General features: G+C 70.7%; 17 protein-coding genes. 5 read left to right on the top strand and 12 right to left on the bottom strand.

The features are described 5' to 3' along the window. The first annotated feature begins 1 nt into the window (after position 1). Together AA0Y20_RS06675 and AA0Y20_RS06670 are read left to right on the top strand one after the other, a co-directional pair. Positions 2 to 133 carry a hypothetical protein gene (locus AA0Y20_RS06675; protein WP_023952243.1) on the top strand — a complete coding sequence of 44 codons (132 nt, stop codon included), beginning with the start codon at positions 2 to 4 and terminating at the stop codon, positions 131 to 133. Then, positions 130 to 696 carry a nucleoside phosphorylase gene (locus AA0Y20_RS06670; RefSeq protein WP_412938240.1) on the top strand — a complete coding sequence of 189 codons (567 nt, stop codon included), beginning with the start codon at positions 130 to 132 and terminating at the stop codon, positions 694 to 696. The genes AA0Y20_RS06675 and AA0Y20_RS06670 overlap by 4 nt, the downstream gene beginning before the upstream one ends. Here AA0Y20_RS06670 and AA0Y20_RS06665 read toward each other — a convergent pair. From AA0Y20_RS06665 to AA0Y20_RS06630, 8 genes are all read right to left on the bottom strand, one after another. Beyond that, entirely contained in the window at positions 684 to 866 is a 183-nt protein-coding gene (locus tag AA0Y20_RS06665) for a hypothetical protein (protein WP_412938239.1), read from the bottom strand. The two genes, AA0Y20_RS06670 and AA0Y20_RS06665, sit on opposite strands and share 13 nt — an antisense overlap. 9 nt (positions 867 to 875) lie before the next feature. After that, positions 876 to 3881 carry an AAA family ATPase gene (locus AA0Y20_RS06660; RefSeq protein WP_412938238.1) on the bottom strand — a complete coding sequence of 1002 codons (3006 nt, stop codon included), beginning with the start codon at positions 3879 to 3881 and terminating at the stop codon, positions 876 to 878. After that, positions 3878 to 5026 carry an exonuclease SbcCD subunit D gene (locus AA0Y20_RS06655; RefSeq protein WP_412938237.1) on the bottom strand — a complete coding sequence of 383 codons (1149 nt, stop codon included), beginning with the start codon at positions 5024 to 5026 and terminating at the stop codon, positions 3878 to 3880. The genes AA0Y20_RS06660 and AA0Y20_RS06655 overlap by 4 nt, the downstream gene beginning before the upstream one ends. 62 nt (positions 5027 to 5088) lie before the next feature. Beyond that, positions 5089 to 6552, bottom strand: a complete 1464-nt coding sequence (locus AA0Y20_RS06650; RefSeq protein WP_412938236.1) for an MFS transporter — start codon at positions 6550 to 6552, stop codon at positions 5089 to 5091. Positions 6553 to 6684: 132 nt separating this feature from the next. After that, a complete protein-coding gene (locus tag AA0Y20_RS06645) occupies positions 6685 to 7044 on the bottom strand; it encodes a hypothetical protein (RefSeq protein ID WP_412938235.1) in 360 nt (119 codons plus the stop codon). Continuing rightward, the gene (locus tag AA0Y20_RS06640) at positions 7041 to 7274 is read right to left on the bottom strand and encodes a hypothetical protein (RefSeq protein WP_412938233.1); all 234 of its coding nucleotides are present in this window, start codon (positions 7272 to 7274) and stop codon (positions 7041 to 7043) included. The genes AA0Y20_RS06645 and AA0Y20_RS06640 overlap by 4 nt, the downstream gene beginning before the upstream one ends. A gap of 95 nt (positions 7275 to 7369) precedes the next feature. Continuing rightward, positions 7370 to 7663, bottom strand: a complete 294-nt coding sequence (locus tag AA0Y20_RS06635; RefSeq protein ID WP_412938232.1) for a GNAT family N-acetyltransferase — start codon at positions 7661 to 7663, stop codon at positions 7370 to 7372. Further along, positions 7660 to 8226, bottom strand: coding sequence for a toxin (locus AA0Y20_RS06630; RefSeq protein ID WP_412938230.1), 567 nt, complete (start codon positions 8224 to 8226; stop codon positions 7660 to 7662). The genes AA0Y20_RS06635 and AA0Y20_RS06630 overlap by 4 nt, the downstream gene beginning before the upstream one ends. A gap of 401 nt (positions 8227 to 8627) precedes the next feature. Here AA0Y20_RS06630 and AA0Y20_RS06625 point away from each other — a divergent pair, with 401 nt between their 5' ends. The 3 genes from AA0Y20_RS06625 (at position 8628) to AA0Y20_RS06615 (ending at position 10623) form a co-directional block, all read left to right on the top strand. Beyond that, positions 8628 to 9320 carry a winged helix-turn-helix domain-containing protein gene (locus tag AA0Y20_RS06625; RefSeq protein WP_412938228.1) on the top strand — a complete coding sequence of 231 codons (693 nt, stop codon included), beginning with the start codon at positions 8628 to 8630 and terminating at the stop codon, positions 9318 to 9320. Between the two features lie 75 nt (positions 9321 to 9395). After that, complete coding sequence (locus AA0Y20_RS06620) at positions 9396 to 10379, top strand: DNA-3-methyladenine glycosylase family protein (RefSeq protein WP_412938227.1); 984 nt, start codon at positions 9396 to 9398, stop codon at positions 10377 to 10379. A gap of 25 nt (positions 10380 to 10404) precedes the next feature. Continuing rightward, positions 10405 to 10623, top strand: coding sequence for a hypothetical protein (locus tag AA0Y20_RS06615; RefSeq protein WP_112616669.1), 219 nt, complete (start codon positions 10405 to 10407; stop codon positions 10621 to 10623). A 111-nt stretch (positions 10624 to 10734) separates the two neighbouring features. On the opposite strand, the gene AA0Y20_RS06610 is transcribed toward AA0Y20_RS06615, so the two are convergent. The 4 genes from AA0Y20_RS06610 to AA0Y20_RS06595 are packed head-to-tail and all read right to left on the bottom strand — an operon-like array spanning position 10735 to position 14525. Then, entirely contained in the window at positions 10735 to 11493 is a 759-nt protein-coding gene (locus AA0Y20_RS06610) for an ABC transporter ATP-binding protein (protein ID WP_412938226.1), read from the bottom strand. After that, positions 11490 to 12512 (bottom strand): iron chelate uptake ABC transporter family permease subunit, encoded by a 1023-nt coding sequence (locus AA0Y20_RS06605; RefSeq protein ID WP_412938225.1) that lies wholly within the window; start codon positions 12510 to 12512, stop codon positions 11490 to 11492. The genes AA0Y20_RS06610 and AA0Y20_RS06605 overlap by 4 nt, the downstream gene beginning before the upstream one ends. Then, entirely contained in the window at positions 12505 to 13479 is a 975-nt protein-coding gene (locus tag AA0Y20_RS06600; protein ID WP_412938224.1) for an ABC transporter permease, read from the bottom strand. Before AA0Y20_RS06600 ends, AA0Y20_RS06605 begins: the two co-directional genes overlap by 8 nt. Positions 13480 to 13532: 53 nt before the next feature. Beyond that, complete coding sequence (locus tag AA0Y20_RS06595; RefSeq protein ID WP_412938223.1) at positions 13533 to 14525, bottom strand: siderophore ABC transporter substrate-binding protein; 993 nt, start codon at positions 14523 to 14525, stop codon at positions 13533 to 13535. Positions 14526 to 14572 lie beyond the last annotated feature (47 nt).

The raw sequence follows: 14572 nt of genomic DNA, 5'->3' as shown, positions 1-14572 counted from the left end.
GATGAGCCTCGACAACGGCGACGACAAGCGGCCGTCCTCCGCCCGCATCGCGATCTGGGTGGTGGTGGGAGGCATCGGCGCCTACCTCCTGATCTCCGGCATCCTGGGCATCCTCGCTCGGGGTGGTGCGTGACCGTGCGGCGTCTCCTCGTCGTCGCGCACCGCGACGAGCTGGTCGGGTTCCCCGCCGACATCCCGGGGTTCGACATCCTGCTCACCGGCCCGGGCAAGCTGCTCGCCGCGCATGAGCTGACCCGTGCTCTCGATCGCAACGCATACGACGAGATCGTCGTCGTCGGAACCGCGGGAGCCGTTGCGGGAGCCGTCGGACCCGGCATCTACGAGGTCGGCGATGCCGTCCAGCACGACGTCTTCGACCTGGCCGGGGTCCGCGGCCGTCACCTCTCGATGCCCGAACGCGTCGAGGCGGGCGGCGCAGGCGTGCGCATCGCGACGGGGGACGTGTTCGTGGACGACGCCGAAGCGGTCGCCCTCATCCAGTCGCTCGGCGCGCAGCTGGTCGACATGGAGACCTACGTCTACATCTGGGTCGCCCAGCGCTTCGGCATCCCCATCCGGGTGCTCAAAGCGGTGTCGGACGACGCTCAGGACGGCGCGACGACCGGGTGGGACGACGCCGTCGCCGCCTGCAGCCGCGCCCTGTACGAGCGCATCCGGGCCGATTACGGCGTCTGATCGCCGCTGCGCGCAAACAGCCGGCGCAACAGCAGGAAGACGACGAGGGCGACGACCGCGACGAGCCCGAGCTTGACCGCGAAGACGGCCAGGCGCAGCACGATGTCGACGATCACCCACGCGATGAAGATCGCGGCGATCACTCCGACGACGGTCCGGAAAGTCCTCACGCGACCAGCCTAGTCGCGCTCGCTGAGCGCCTCCTGGCGGATGATGCTCGGGCCTTCGCGAGTGGCTTCGACCACGATCTGCGCCGCGAGCTGCTCTTTCATGCCTTCGACGTGACTGATGACGCCGACGGTGCGCCCGCCCGCCCGCAGCTCGTCGAGGGTGCGCATCGCGAGCTCGAGCGTCTCGGGGTCGAGCGACCCGAAGCCTTCGTCGACGAAGAGCGTGTCGAGGCGGATGCCGCCGGCACGACCCGTCACGACCTCGGCGAGACCGAGGGCGAGGGCGAGGGAGGCGAGGAAGGTCTCGCCGCCCGACAGCGATTGCGGCGAGCGCAGACGGCCGGTATGCGCGTCGAGCACCTCGAGCCCGAGCCCGGACGCCGCGCCGCGAGCCTGCAGCGCGTCGCTGTGATGGAGGGTGTAGCGGCCCGACGACATGTCGCGCAGCCGCAGGTTTGCGGCGGCGACGATCTCTTCGAGCTCGGCCGCGAGAACGAATGTCTCGAGGTCCATCTTCCGGGTGTTGGGCGCGCGACCGGCGACGGTGTCGGCGAGGCGGGTGACGGTCGCCGTCCGCTCCGCGAGGCCGGCCACAGCCGCGAACGCGTCATCGATGCGCTCGAGGAGGTCGCGCATCGTCTCGGCGGCGTTGACGGCATCACGGTGCGCGGCGATCGCCTCGCTTCGCGCGAGATCTCCCGCGGCGACCGCCTGTGCGGATGCGTCGACGTCGGGCCGTTCGTCCGGGAGCCCCGCGGCGGCGAGCTCGAGTTCGAGCAGGCGGGCTCGCGTTGCCGCGAGGTCGGCCGCGTGCTCAGCGACGCGGCGCGTGAGGCGGGTGCGCTCGGTCTCGGGCTCCAGCGCCGCGCGCACCTCGCCGACGTCGGCGAACACCGATGCCTCGATCCGCTTCGCGCGGTCGTTCGCCGCTTCGGCCGCGTCGGCCTCGCTGTGGGAGAGCGCGGCTCGGCTGTCGAGCACCGATCTCGCGAGGTCGCGGCGCTCGGTGGCCGCCGCGATGCGCTCGGCCACCGTCTCGAACGAACCGCGGGCATCGGCCACTTCCCGCTCGAGGCGAGCGAGCGTCGTCGTCGCGACGGCGGAGCGCTCGCGAGCGCCGGCTACAGCCGCCGCGAGCCGCGAGCGCTCCTCGGTCGCCTCCGCGTCGAGACGATCGAGCACGTCGCGCTTGTCGGTGAGGGCGGCGACCTGCTCTGCTGCGCGTTCCGCCGCCGCCAGCTCGGCTCGAGCCTCTGCGAGCACGGTCGATAGCTCGTCCGCTCCGCGTCCGCCCGCGCGTGCCGCCGCAGCCGCGTGCTCTGCTCGGAGGCGCGCAGCCCGGTCGCCCGCGTCTCGCGCATCGGCGGCCGCCGCGTCGCGCGCCGCTTCGGCGTCGCCGAGATCGTCGTCCGTCACGCCGTCCGCCACGAGAGGCGCGGGATGCGGGTGCTCGAGCGAGCCGCACACGGGACAGGGCGAACCGTCGGAGAGACCGGCGGCGAGCTCGCCCGCACGGTCGGCCACGCGCCGGCGCAGCAGTTCGGTCACGATAGCCGCAGCCGTCTCGGCAGCACCGCTCAGGCGCAGGTAGGTCTGCTCGGCCTCGCCGAGCTCTCCCGTGAGGCGGTCCGCCTCCTCGGCGGCCTCGACCCGGGCGGCGACATCGCCCACCCGAGCACGCTGCTCGTCGCCGCGAGCCGCAGCGAGCGTCGCCGCTGCCAGATCGGTCGCGAGTCGTTCGCGCTCCGCCGGCAGGAGGGCGTGCTGCTGGTCGAGCAGATCCGCCTGTTCCTCGAGGAGGGCGATCTCGGCTGCGACCGCCTCTCGCGTGCCGATGGCCTCTGTGAGCTCGCCTTCGCGCGCGACCGCATCGGTCCACCGTGCGATGTCACCCGTCAGGGCCTCGATGAGCGCGGGGATGTCGTCGTCCGCACTCCCGCCCGCGTCGATCCATCGCGCCTCGGCTCGGGCTGCCGCCGCTCGGGCATCCCCCACCGCGTCATCCGCGCGTTCGGCCCGCTCCAGCGTCGCACGCAGCGCCTCGGCCGCTCGCGCCCGCTCGAGCCGTCGTTCGTCTGCGGCCACCTCTTCGGTGATGGCGTCGAGGTCAGCCAGACGTCGGCGGGCCGCCGCAAGGTCGTCGATGACGCGCAGCTGCTCGACGCGATCGGCGTGCTGGGTGACGAGGGCCGTCTGACGCGCCTCCGCCTGCTGCCGGAGCTCGAGGGACTGTTCGACGCGGTAGTCGGCGCGACGACCGGCCCGCTCGACGATGTCACGTCGGCCGGCGAGGTCGAGCGGGGCCACGTCGTCGCCGGGAGACTCGTCGCCGAACGCGCCTCCCTGCTGCACGATCGCCGCCTCCGCGAGCTCGAGCAGCGTCCGCACCTGGTTGCCCGCGGCGTCGAGCTCGCGCTGCGCGGCGCGGCGACGCTCCTCGAGATCGTCCTTGTACTGCTCGAACCTCTTCGTGCCGAAGAGGGTGCGCAACAGCTGCTGCCGCTCGTCGTTGCGCGCGAGCAGGAACCGCGAGAACTTGTTCTGCGCCAGCAGGATCACCTGCTGGAATTGCTGCGCACTCAGACCGAGCACCTCATCGAGCAGCAGGGCGACCTCGCGCGGCTTCGCGGCCCGGCCCACCCACTCGCCGTCGACCTGTTGCTCGAGCTCGGCGCGCGCGATCTCGGTCGTGAGCTTGTCGCCGCGCTTCGCGGGGCGCTCGTACTCGGGCGCTCGGGTCACGCGCCAGCGCTGCCCGCCGACCGTGAACTCCAGGCGCACCTCGGTCGGGTCGCCCAGGAAGCTGTGGTCGCTGCGCAGACGCCGCTCGCCGTTGTCGTATCGCGGCACCGAGCCGTACAGCGCGAAACTCACGCCGTCGAGGATGCTCGACTTGCCCGCGCCGGTGCGTCCCGAGATGAGGAAGACGCCGTCGCGATCGAAGGCGTCGAAGTCGACGGTCTGCTTCTCGCGGAACGGACCGAAGCCGGTCAGCTCCAGGCGATGCAGCTTCACGCCATCGCCTCCACGCGAATCCGCTCGTCGAGGACGTCGGCGAGCAGATCGCGCTCCTGCGGGTCTGCCCCCTCCCCCTGTCGGACGTGTACGAGGAACGCTTCGACGAGCTCGGCGTCGCTGCGGGCGGCGCGCACGCGGTCGACATAGGTGCGCGTGTCACGGGCTGCAGTCTCTGCGGGGGCGTGCACGACCTTCGCGCAGAACCGGAAGCGCTCCTGCAGCCGGCGCATCGGGTCGCGCTCGGGCAGCGTGTCGGTGTACTCGACGCAGACCCACGCGTCGACATGCTGCTCGTGCGCGGGATCGGCGAGCACGTCGGCGAGGGGTCCGCGCAGGGTGACGACCCGACGCGGAACCGGCAGCTCCAACCAACGAGCGTCGACGAAGCCGTCGGCGTCGAGCTCGATCAGCCACGAGCCCCGAGGCTTGTCGCCCTCGCCGAAGCTGTAGTGGAGCGGCGCGCCGGCATACCGGACGGCGGGGGCGAGCTGCTGGCGGCCGTGGATGTGGCCCAGCGCCATGTAGTCGACACCCGCGAACGCCGCCAACGGCACGACGTCGAGGCCACCCTGCTGGATGTCGCGCTCGAGATGCGGCGTCGGCTCGACACCGGCGGCGAAGCAGTGGGCGATCGCGACCGACCGACCGCCGCGCACCGCGAGGTCGTCGCGGACGAGCTCCATCGCGCGATCGATCACGGCCGCCTGCGAGCGGGCCTCGGGCCAGAGGTGCCGCAACAGCGCCGGTTCGAGGTACGGGATGCCGTAGAAGTGCACCGGCCCTGCGGCATCCTCGACCGTGATGGGAGTGCCGACGGCGGCGGGGTCGGTGAGGACGTGGATGCCCTCGCGGAGCAGCCCGGCCTGGAAGCCGAGACGTGCGGCCGAATCGTGGTTCCCGCTCGTGACGATGACGCGGGCACCGGCGTCGGCGATGCCCCGCAGCGTGTCGGACAGGAGGGCGTAGCAGCCTGCCGCGGGCGCCGCCGAATCGAACACGTCGCCCGCGACGACGACGACGTCGACCTCGTGTTCGCGGACCTGCTCGATCAGCCTCTCGAGCACGCCCCGCAGGGCGTCGAGCGTCGAATGACCGTGGAAGGTCCGCCCGATGTGCCAGTCGGAGGTGTGGAGGATCCGCATGCCGACCAGGGTAGGAGGAGGCTCGGACATCGCTGTGATGCCCCGCGGGGAAGGCGTGAGACTCAGGCTCTGCTCGCGCGCCGCCGGCGAGACGTGAGATCGGCGACGCCCAGCACCAGCGCGAGCGCGAGGAAGAGGCCGACCGACACCATCCCGAGCGCGTAGGCGTCGTGGTAGACGTCGATCCGAGGAGTCGAGCCCCCTCCCAGCCGGTACACCGTCGAGTAGAACAACGAGAGGGCCACGGCGGTTCCCACAGCGGTGCCGATCCGCTGCACGAGCTGACCGACGGAGCCGGCCAGCCCGCCCTGCTTCACCGGGATATCCGCGAGCGTCAGCGTCTGGTTCGGCGAGATGACGAGGCCACCGCCGAAGCCCCCCACGGTCAGGACCCCCGCCATCGCGAACTCGACGATCCCGGGCGGCACGAAGTACGCGACGAGGGCGAGGGCGACGACGGCCGAGAGCATGATGATCAGACCGCCCACGACGAGGGGGCGACCGACGCGCGTCACGATGCGACCGCCGACGTACGAGGCGCCGGCGCTCGCGACGGCGAAGCCGATCGACACCATCCCCGCGAACACCGGTTCGAGCCCGACGCCGAGCTGCAGGAAGAGCGTCGTCAGCAGGAACATCGCCGGCAGTGCCATGAAGTAGACGGCCTGGATGAGGGTTCCGTTGCGATACGACGAGATCGCGAAGAGCTCGAGCGGGATCAGCGGATGCTTGCCCGATGCCGCGTAGCGACGCTCCCACCACACGAACAGGGCCGCGAACACCCCGAAGGCGACGAGCGACCACCAGCGCTGCGGATCGTCGCCCGGTGCGCCGGTGGTGAGGAGAAAGGGCACCATGAAGGCGATCACGACGAGCGCGAACAGCAGCAGACCCACCGGGTCGAGCTGCAGCCGGGCCGGCCGCGACTCGCGGGTCTTCGGGAGCAGCCAGATCACACCGGCGAGCACGGCGATCGTCAGCGGGACGTTCATCCAGAAGATGTACCGCCAGCCGTCATCGGCCCCTCCCAGCGCGATCATGAGACCGCCGAGCGTGGGACCGAACGCCGTCGAGATGCCGATCGTGGCGCCGAAGAGGCCGAAGGCCTTTCCCCGCTCCGCGCCTTGGAACATCTCCTGCGCGAGCCCGATGACCTGCGGCATCTGGATGCCGGCGGCGACGCCCTGCACGAGACGCGCCGCGAGGAGGACCTCCGTGTTCGGAGCGAGCGCGCAGACGACGCTGGTCACGGCGAACAGGGAGAGCCCGATGACGAACAGCGCCCGCCGCGATCGCTGGTCGCCGATGCGACCGGCAGGCACGAGTGTGAGCCCGAACGTCAGCACGTAGCCAGACACGATGAGCTGCAACTCGGTCGACCCCGCACCGAACGCCTGCTCGATCGAGGGCAGCGCGACGTTGACCTTCGTCAGATCCAGGATCGTCAGCGCCGCAACGGCGACGCAGACCCAGAAAGCCCGCCACCGCTGGTGCACCGAGAGCGGGATGCTCGCCGTATCACTCATCGTGGGCCAGGCTACGCCCGCGCGAAGGCAGCGATCCCGCCCTTGCACTGTCGGCCCGGGGGCCGTAAAGAGAACAGCCCCGGCATGGCGAATGCCCCGAGGCCGGCCCCGGGGCATCCGTTACGTCGTCCGTCAGTCGACGGCGAGGTCGTCGACGATCCGCGCGATCTCGTCGTCGCCGACGCTGAGGCCGACCTCCGAGACGCGCTGACGCACGTACTTCTCGATCGTCGGGCGGTTCTCACCCGGAAGGTCGGCACGCACCTGGGCGACGAGCCCGTCGAGGCGCTCCTGCTCGGTCGTGTCGTGCATCGCGAGGGCGGGGCCGTCCTGCACGCCCGGGGGTGAGACCGGGGTGTCCTCCTTGGGAGGCGTCACCTCGCCCCCGGTGCCCGCCGAGGTCGCTCTCGTGCCGCCGCGCCCCGTTTCCGGCGCGTCCTGCGTCGCCGAGTCCGAGACGCTCGAGTCGATCTCGTCGGCCTGGCCGCTCATCGCTGCTCCTCCTCGTCCGCCTGCTCGTCGGTGACGAGGTCGGGGTCGAGTCCCTGCTGGATCTCGGCGCTCTCGACGAATCCGTCGGGGCTGTCGCCGTCGGGCGCGGGGGCGACGTCGGCGGGCGTGTCAGCGTCGCGGACGGCGTCGTCCTCCGCCTCGCTCGCGGCGAGCGAGGTGGCACCGGCGCCGTCGGGGTCGACGACGCCCTCGGGAAGATCGCGGTTCATGACTGTCTCCTTCGATCGATCGCCCCAGTCTGACCCCGGCATTCGATCGTCAGCACCGTCTTGACAGGTGCGCGGCGAGGGACCTACCCCGCCGGTCAGCGTCGCGGCTGCAGGATCCCGGCGCGATCGGGGTGCGCCTCGAACCAGTCGGCGACGTACCAGCACACCGGACTGATCGTCCGGTCGCCGACCGCCTCGATGTCGGCCACCGCGCGCTCGACGACCTCCGCCGCGTAGCCGTGCCCGCGGAAAGTGGGGATCGTGTAGGCGCGCGTGAGCGCGACGGTACGACCGTCGTCGCGGTAGTCGAGCACGCTGACGAGGTCGTCTCCCCGGTGCAGCGCGTAGCGGGAGGCGTCCTTCTCGTTGGTGAATGTCAGATCGCTCATGGAGCCACGCTACGCCCGGTGCGCGGCAGCGAGGCCAGCCAGGCATCGACCTCCGAGCGATCGCGCAGCCGCACGATCCGCTCCCCCGCGGCGATGCGGCCGAGCATGCGCTCACGCGTCACGGGATGGTTGGTCCACGCGAACCGGATGATGTTCCGCTCGGGGTGCCATCGGAGCAAATTGCTCGCACGCTCGCGGTTCCCGTGCCAGAGCTCCTCGCGCCGCACCACGCGCCGCAGCGTGCGCCCGATCACCTGACGCATCACGCGCCGACGCGGGAGGTCGAGCCATACGACCGTGTCGGGACCGTCCGGCGAGCCCGGGTCGAGCATGTCGCCCAGCTTCGAATCCCAGTTGCCGTCCATGACCCAGCCCTCGGGGTGCTGCCGCATGAATTCGCGGACCCGGGCATGCGCCTCGTCGAGGTCGCGCCTGCGCCAGCCGGCATCCCAGAACACGGCGTCGAGCTCGAGCCGCGGGAGCCCCGTTCGCACCGAGACACGGTCCGCGAGCACGCTCTTTCCCGAGCCGGAGGTGCCGACGATCCGGATCCGCGTAGCCACGATCGTGCACCGTAGCGAGGATCGAGCAATCTGTCACATTCCGTCATCGAAGGACGCGCGGCACTGGTGTGTTTGACACATCCGGACACGGATCGTCATAATCAACCCCATGACTGACATCGCACGCACTCTGTCCGCCCGGGAGGCGAACGGAACTGCCGACATCATGATGATGTCGCAGCGTGCTGTCATGTGTTGCCGAATGTGCCGCTGACAGGTGAACCCCGCCTGATCCTCCGCCGCTTCTGAACGCGGCCGCGGATCCCCGAGTTCCGATGGCCCGGCCCACAACGCCGACATCCGGATGCTCGCTCACCGGCCCCCGCTGGGCCTCACGCAACGCACACCCGAACCCGCCGCAGGCTGACAGCCCGGGTTCACGTTCCGAGGACGAACCTCCCATGTCGAACACCGCTCTTCTCGCCCCCGTCGCCCCCGCTCGCCACCTCCGTGCCGTCGAGACGCCTCCCCCGGCTCCGGCCGCCCCGGCCTCGACCGCACCCCGCGGCTTCGCCCTGTACGTCGGCATCGACGAGGCCAAGGCCGCCGCCGACGGCGTCTCGCTCTCGACCCTCGTCGAAGCCCTGCGCCGCACGCTCGGCGACCTCGCTCCGCACGCCGAGACCTACGCCACCGTCGCCCTCGCGCCCCTCGGCGCCGGCGGACGCGATGTCGACGTCGTGCGCCTCGCACTGCACGAGCCCAGTGCGGTCGCCCGCACGAAGCAGGACGTTCCGGCGGAGGACCACGTCCCCGGCGGCGTCACCGTCGACATCTCGCGCAAGCGCGTCTTCATCGACGGCGAGTCGGCCGCCTTCACCTTCAAGGAGTTCGAGCTGCTCCAGTACCTCGTCCTCCGGGAGGGTCGCACGATCGAGCGCTCCGAGCTCGTCGAGTCGCTGTGGAGCAACGGCTCCGACGACGAGGCTCCGGGTGAGCGGACGATCGATGTCCACGTCCGCCGTCTGCGCGCGAAGCTCGGTCGCTACGAGGACATCGTCCGTACCGTGCGCGGCGTCGGCTACCGCTTCGACCGCCACGCCGACGTTGTCATCCGCTACGGTCACGGCACGCCCTCGCCCGATCGTTTCTGACGGCGGCCTTCTCACGTCGGCGCTGCTCGCATCCGTCACGGCGGGATGTCGGAGGTTCCGACGTAGGGTGTCGGCATGAGCACGGTCACGACGGGACGGATGCCGGGTCGCCGCACGGCGATCCGCCAGCCCGGACCGGCACCGACCTCGTCGCCCCCGATCGAGACCGAATACCGGCCCGGCGCGGCGATCGACGTCGCCCGTGCCGTGCGCCACCAGCAGCACGGCGCCCACGACCCCACGATGACCACCTCGGGCGAGGTGATCTGGCGCGTCAGCCGCACCCCTCAGGGCGTCGCCACACTCGCCCTCCGCGTAGGCCGCACGCTCGTGAGGGCTGCCGCGTGGGGCCCGGGCGCGGAATGGGCGATCGAGCAGCTGCCGCGACTGTGCGGCGCGCATGACGATCCCGAAGGGTTCGACGGGACGCGGCATCCGCTCATCGCCGACATCCATCACCGGCATCCCGACATCCGCCTCGGGGCAACGGACCTCGTCTTCGACGACCTCGCGAGCGCGATCTTCGAGCAGAAGGTGACCGGTCTCCAGGCGTTCGGCGCCTGGCGGGCGATCGTCACCTGGTACGGCGAGCGCGCACCGGGGCCCACGCCGCGGCCGATGTTCGCACCGCCCGCGGACTGGCACCTGATCCCGAGCTGGGCGTGGCACCGCGCAGGCCTCGAGCCGCCGCAGTCGCGCACCGTCGTGCGCGCGGCGCAGCGACGGGCGTCGATCGAGCGCGCGATCGGAGAGGCGTCCGACGGCGATGAGCACGAGCGCATCCTGACGTCGCTGCCGGGAGTCGGACCGTGGACGTCGGCGGAGACCCGCATCCGCGCGTTCGGCGATCCGGATGCCGTGAGCGTCGGCGACTATCACCTGTGCCACACCGTGGGCTACGCCCTGACGGGGCACCGCGTCGACGACGACGGGATGCTCGAGCTGCTCGAGCCGTGGCGCGGGCATCGACAGCGCGTCATCCGGCTCATCTATGCGGGCGGGGTCTTCGAACCGCGCCGCGGACCGCGGCTGCATCCCGAAGACCATCGCGACCGTTGAGGCCCCGGCGTCGTAGGCTCGGGACATGGCGAATCGGGGATGGCAGCGCGGACACACCTACTGGGCGCTCGGCGCCGCCCTCGTCTTCCTGCTGGGCATCGTGTTCGGCCTCGTGATGAACAACGTCTGGCTCGGTCTGGTGCTCGCGGCGGCGATCTCGGTGGGCTGGCTCATCGCCTACGAGTCGCGCCGCGGACGCAACGAGGGCGTCTACGATCGCGACGACGACGGCGCACAGCTCTGATCACTGCGCGACCCGCCTCCCCGCTGCTCACCTGACACTTCTCGCCCCTCCCTCGGGCGGGATGGGGCCTCGGCTGCCAGGTGAAGGCCGTGAAGCCCGCGGGGCGCCGCTTCAGCGGAAGTACACCGCGAGCGGGTACTCGCCGTCGTCGCGAACAGCGATCGGCGTCTGGAACACGCTCTGGAGCACATCGGGGCGCATGATCTCGCGCGGTGTCCCCGCGCACGCCACCGTTCCCCCGGTGAGCGCGACGATGCGGTCGGCGTAAGCGGCGGCGAAGTTGATGTCGTGGATGACGACGACCACCGTCTTGCCCAGTTCGTCCGCCGCCCGTCGCAGCTGCCGCATCATCCCGACGGCGTGGCGCATGTCGAGGTTGTTGAGCGGCTCGTCGAGCAGAATGCAGTCGGTGTCCTGCGCGAGCACCATCGCGACGTAGGCGCGCTGGCGTTGTCCACCGGAGAGCTGGTCGAGGTAGCGATGCGAGAGGTCGTCGAGATCGAGGAAGCGCAGCGCCTCGTCGACATGACGCCGGTCGTCGGCGGTGAGGCGTCCCCCGGAGTGAGGGAAACGGCCGAAACCGACGAGGTCGCGCACCGTGAGGCGCGTCACGAAGTGGTTCTCCTGTCGCAGGATCGACACGACACGCGCGAGCTCACGGCTCGGCGTGCGCGCGACGTCGAGACCGCCCACCGTGACGGTGCCCGTGGTGGGCTCGGTCAGTCGGCCGACGATCGTCAGCAGCGTGGACTTGCCGGCGCCGTTGGGGCCGACGAGGGCCGTCACCCCGCCCGCGGGGATCTGCAGGTCGATGGGCCCGAGCACGCGCAGGCCGCCGTAGGACTTCGAGACGTCGGTGAGGGTGATCACAGCGCGCCCTTTCGCAGAAGGTAGACGATGAAGAAGAGCCCGCCGACGAACTCGATGATCACGGTGAGCATGCCCGCCGCGTAGAAGACGTGGCGCAGCACGAAGTAGCCGCCGAGGAGCGTCGTCATCCCCAGCAGCGCCGCGAACGGGAGGACGACGGCGTGCCGGGACGATCCGGCGAGCTGATACGCGAGTGTCGCGACGATGAACCCGAAGAAGGTCATCGGCCCGACGAGCGTCGTGGAGACCGAGATGAGCACCGCCACGAGGATCAGCAGGACGGTGACCTCGCGCTTGTAGGCGAGTCCGAGATTGGTGGCGACGTCGCGACCGAGAGTCAGGACGTCGAGACGGCGGCGGCGGCGCCACACCACGACGAGGACGACACCGACGATCGCCGCAGCCCACGGCAGGTACTCGGGGTTCGAGTTGCTCAGGTTGCCGAACAGCCGTGCCGAGAGCAGATCGAAGTCGCTCGGCGTCAGCAGGCGCTGCATCACCGTCGACAGCGAGCCGAAACCGACCCCGAGCACGATGCCGATCAGCAGCATGATGTGCAGGTTCCCCCGCTTGCCGGCGAAGAGCCATCCGTACAGGAGGGTCGCGAAAGCCACCATCAGCACGCTCTGGAGAGCCACCTTCGCGAGTCCGTCGGTCGCCGCGAGCGCAGCTCCCCCGAAGAAGAACACCAGGCCCGTCTGCATCACGACGTAGAGCGCGTCGAACCCCATGATCGACGGCGTCAGGATGCGGTTGCCGGTCGCGGTGTGGAACAGCACGGTCGCGACCGCCTGACAGCACGCCACGATCGCAACCGTCGTGACCGTCGTGACCCGCAGATCCACGGCGAGCCAGTAGCCGCGTTGCGCCGGATCGAGGGGGATGTTCCAGGTCAGCAGCAGGACGGCGGCCGCGACGACCGCGACGGCGAGGACGACGAACCGCAGCCACACCCGTGGTCGCCGCGTCGCAGCCTCCGGGGACGACGCGCGCACGGTGCCGCGCACGGCCTCAGCCATCGTTCCCGCGCTGCCGGAGGAGCAGCATGACGAACACGGCCGCGCCCAGGACGCCGAGGATCATCGAGACCGGCACCTCGAACGGCATCCGGATGACGCGGCCGACGATGTCGCAGACGACGATGACAGCCACTCCGCCCAGACACACCCAGGGAAGGTTCGCGCGGAGGTTGTCCCCCCGCCACATCGACACGAGGTTGGGCACGATGAGCCCGAGGAACGGCAGGAAGCCCACGACGACGGTCGTGACACCGGTCGCGACGGCGACGAGGGCCGTGCCGAGGAGGAGCACCCGGTCGTAGTCGACGCCGAGCGTCGTCGCGACATCCTTTCCGAGGCTCGCGGCGGTCAGCCGGTCGGCGAAGAGCGCGACGAGCACGACGACGATGCCGACGATCCACAGCACCTCGTAGCGGCCGCGGACCACGGCGGTGAAGCTTCCCATGAACCAGGTGCCGAGCATCTGCAGGGCATTGGCGCTGACGGCGAGGTAGGTCGTGAAGGACGAGACGACGGCGCCGAGCATGATGCCGATGAGGGGCACGATCAGCGACGAGCGCAGCTGGATGCGGCGCAGGATCGCGAGGAAGACCAGCGTTCCGGCGAACGCCGCGATGCTCGCGACGACCATCCGCACGATCAGCGGCGCGTCGGGCACCAGGAGCACTGTCGCGAGGAGGCCGAGCGCGGCCCACTCCGTGGTCCCAGTGGTGGTCGGCTCGACGAAGCGGTTCTGGGTCAGCAGCTGCATGACGAGGCCGGAGACGGCCATCGCACAGCCCGCGAGGACCAAAGCGAGGGTGCGGGGGATACGGGTGATCCACAGCATCTCGGCGCCGACGCCGTCCGACGCGAGGTCGTAGACGCCGACGAAGAGCGACAGCACGACGAGACCGGCCACGACGGTGATCGCGGCCGGGAGGGCGAGGCGCCCGCGGATGCGGGCGGTGGAGGAGAGCGCAGTCATGACGGATCGCGGTGCCCCGGCGGCTCGAGCCGCCGGGGCACCGCGCAGAGAGATCAGGCCGCCGCAGCGAACGCCGTCGCGATGTCCGCATAGAGCTTGGTGTACGCCTGGATGCCCTCGTCGAGGTAGAAGCTCGGCGCGAGGTAGACGATCTGCCCCTTCTGCACCGCAGGGACGTTCTGCAGTGCTTCGGATCCCTCGATGAGCTCCTGCGCCGAGACGTAGCCGTCCTCACCGAACATGGCATCCCGATCGAGCACGATCAGCCACTCCGGGTTCGCCGCGGCGATCGCCTCGACGCTGATGTCGTCGCCGTGCGAGGCGTTCTCCGCGCCGCGATCGATGCCGGGGACGAGCCCAAGCGTCGGGAAGACGGCACCGACGCCGCGCCCCTCCCCCGGCGCCGCGAACGAGATCTTGCCGCCCGAGGTGAGCAGGCCCACGACCGTGTCGGTGCCGTTGTAGGCGGCCTTCGCGTCGGCGACGGCTCCATCGAGTTCGTCGGCGAGCTTCTTCGCGTCATCCTCCCGGTCGAAGACCTGTCCGAGGATCTCGACCTGACGCTTCAGCTCGGCCACCTGCTCCTCGCCGTCGCGAGCGCTGGTCTCGATCGTCGCGGGCTGGATCGCCGTCAGGTCGTCGTAGATGTCCCGGAAGCGGTAGCCGCCCACGATGAGGTCGGGCTGCGCCGAGATGACGGCCTCGAGGTCGGGCTCGCGGTGCAGACCGACGTCGAGCACGTCGTCGCCGCCGGACAGGTTGGGCCACAGGTCGTACATCAGCGGCTTCGGCGCGGCGACGAGATCGATGTCCCAGTCACTCAGCGTCTGGAACGTCGTGTTGTCGAGCGCGACGACGCGTTCGGGCGCGACCGGGACCTCGATCTCGCCGTGGTTGTCGGTCACGGTCACGGTCGTGGTCGTGGTCGAGGTCGCATCGCCACTGGGCGCGGCATCCGGGCTCGCCGACGACGCGCACCCGGCGAGGCCGAGCGCTGCGACCAGCGCGATCGAGACGAGTGCGGGACGGCGGACTGCATGGCTCACGTGACGTATCTCCTGGTGCGGTGCGAATGGATGACGGCCGGCGGGGC

It is taken from the genome of Microbacterium pratiae (assembly GCF_047302165.1).
Lineage (GTDB): Bacteria > Actinomycetota > Actinomycetes > Actinomycetales > Microbacteriaceae > Microbacterium.
This window is presented reverse-complemented; position numbering and strand designations above follow the sequence as displayed.

Excerpts from the sequence above, each read along its gene's own strand:
- AA0Y20_RS06675 (WP_023952243.1), top strand. The coding sequence starts at position 2 with ATGAGCCTCGACAACGGCGACGACAAGCGGCCGTCCTCCGCCCGCATC.
- AA0Y20_RS06655 (WP_412938237.1), bottom strand. The coding sequence starts at position 5,026 with ATGCGGATCCTCCACACCTCCGACTGGCACATCGGGCGGACCTTCCAC.
- AA0Y20_RS06650 (WP_412938236.1), bottom strand. The coding sequence starts at position 6,552 with ATGAGTGATACGGCGAGCATCCCGCTCTCGGTGCACCAGCGGTGGCGG.
- AA0Y20_RS06645 (WP_412938235.1), bottom strand. The coding sequence starts at position 7,044 with ATGAGCGGCCAGGCCGACGAGATCGACTCGAGCGTCTCGGACTCGGCG.
- AA0Y20_RS06640 (WP_412938233.1), bottom strand. The coding sequence starts at position 7,274 with ATGAACCGCGATCTTCCCGAGGGCGTCGTCGACCCCGACGGCGCCGGT.
- AA0Y20_RS06635 (WP_412938232.1), bottom strand. The coding sequence starts at position 7,663 with ATGAGCGATCTGACATTCACCAACGAGAAGGACGCCTCCCGCTACGCG.
- AA0Y20_RS06625 (WP_412938228.1), top strand. The coding sequence starts at position 8,628 with ATGTCGAACACCGCTCTTCTCGCCCCCGTCGCCCCCGCTCGCCACCTC.
- AA0Y20_RS06620 (WP_412938227.1), top strand. The coding sequence starts at position 9,396 with ATGAGCACGGTCACGACGGGACGGATGCCGGGTCGCCGCACGGCGATC.
- AA0Y20_RS06615 (WP_112616669.1), top strand. The coding sequence starts at position 10,405 with ATGGCGAATCGGGGATGGCAGCGCGGACACACCTACTGGGCGCTCGGC.
- AA0Y20_RS06605 (WP_412938225.1), bottom strand. The coding sequence starts at position 12,512 with ATGGCTGAGGCCGTGCGCGGCACCGTGCGCGCGTCGTCCCCGGAGGCT.
- AA0Y20_RS06600 (WP_412938224.1), bottom strand. The coding sequence starts at position 13,479 with ATGACTGCGCTCTCCTCCACCGCCCGCATCCGCGGGCGCCTCGCCCTC.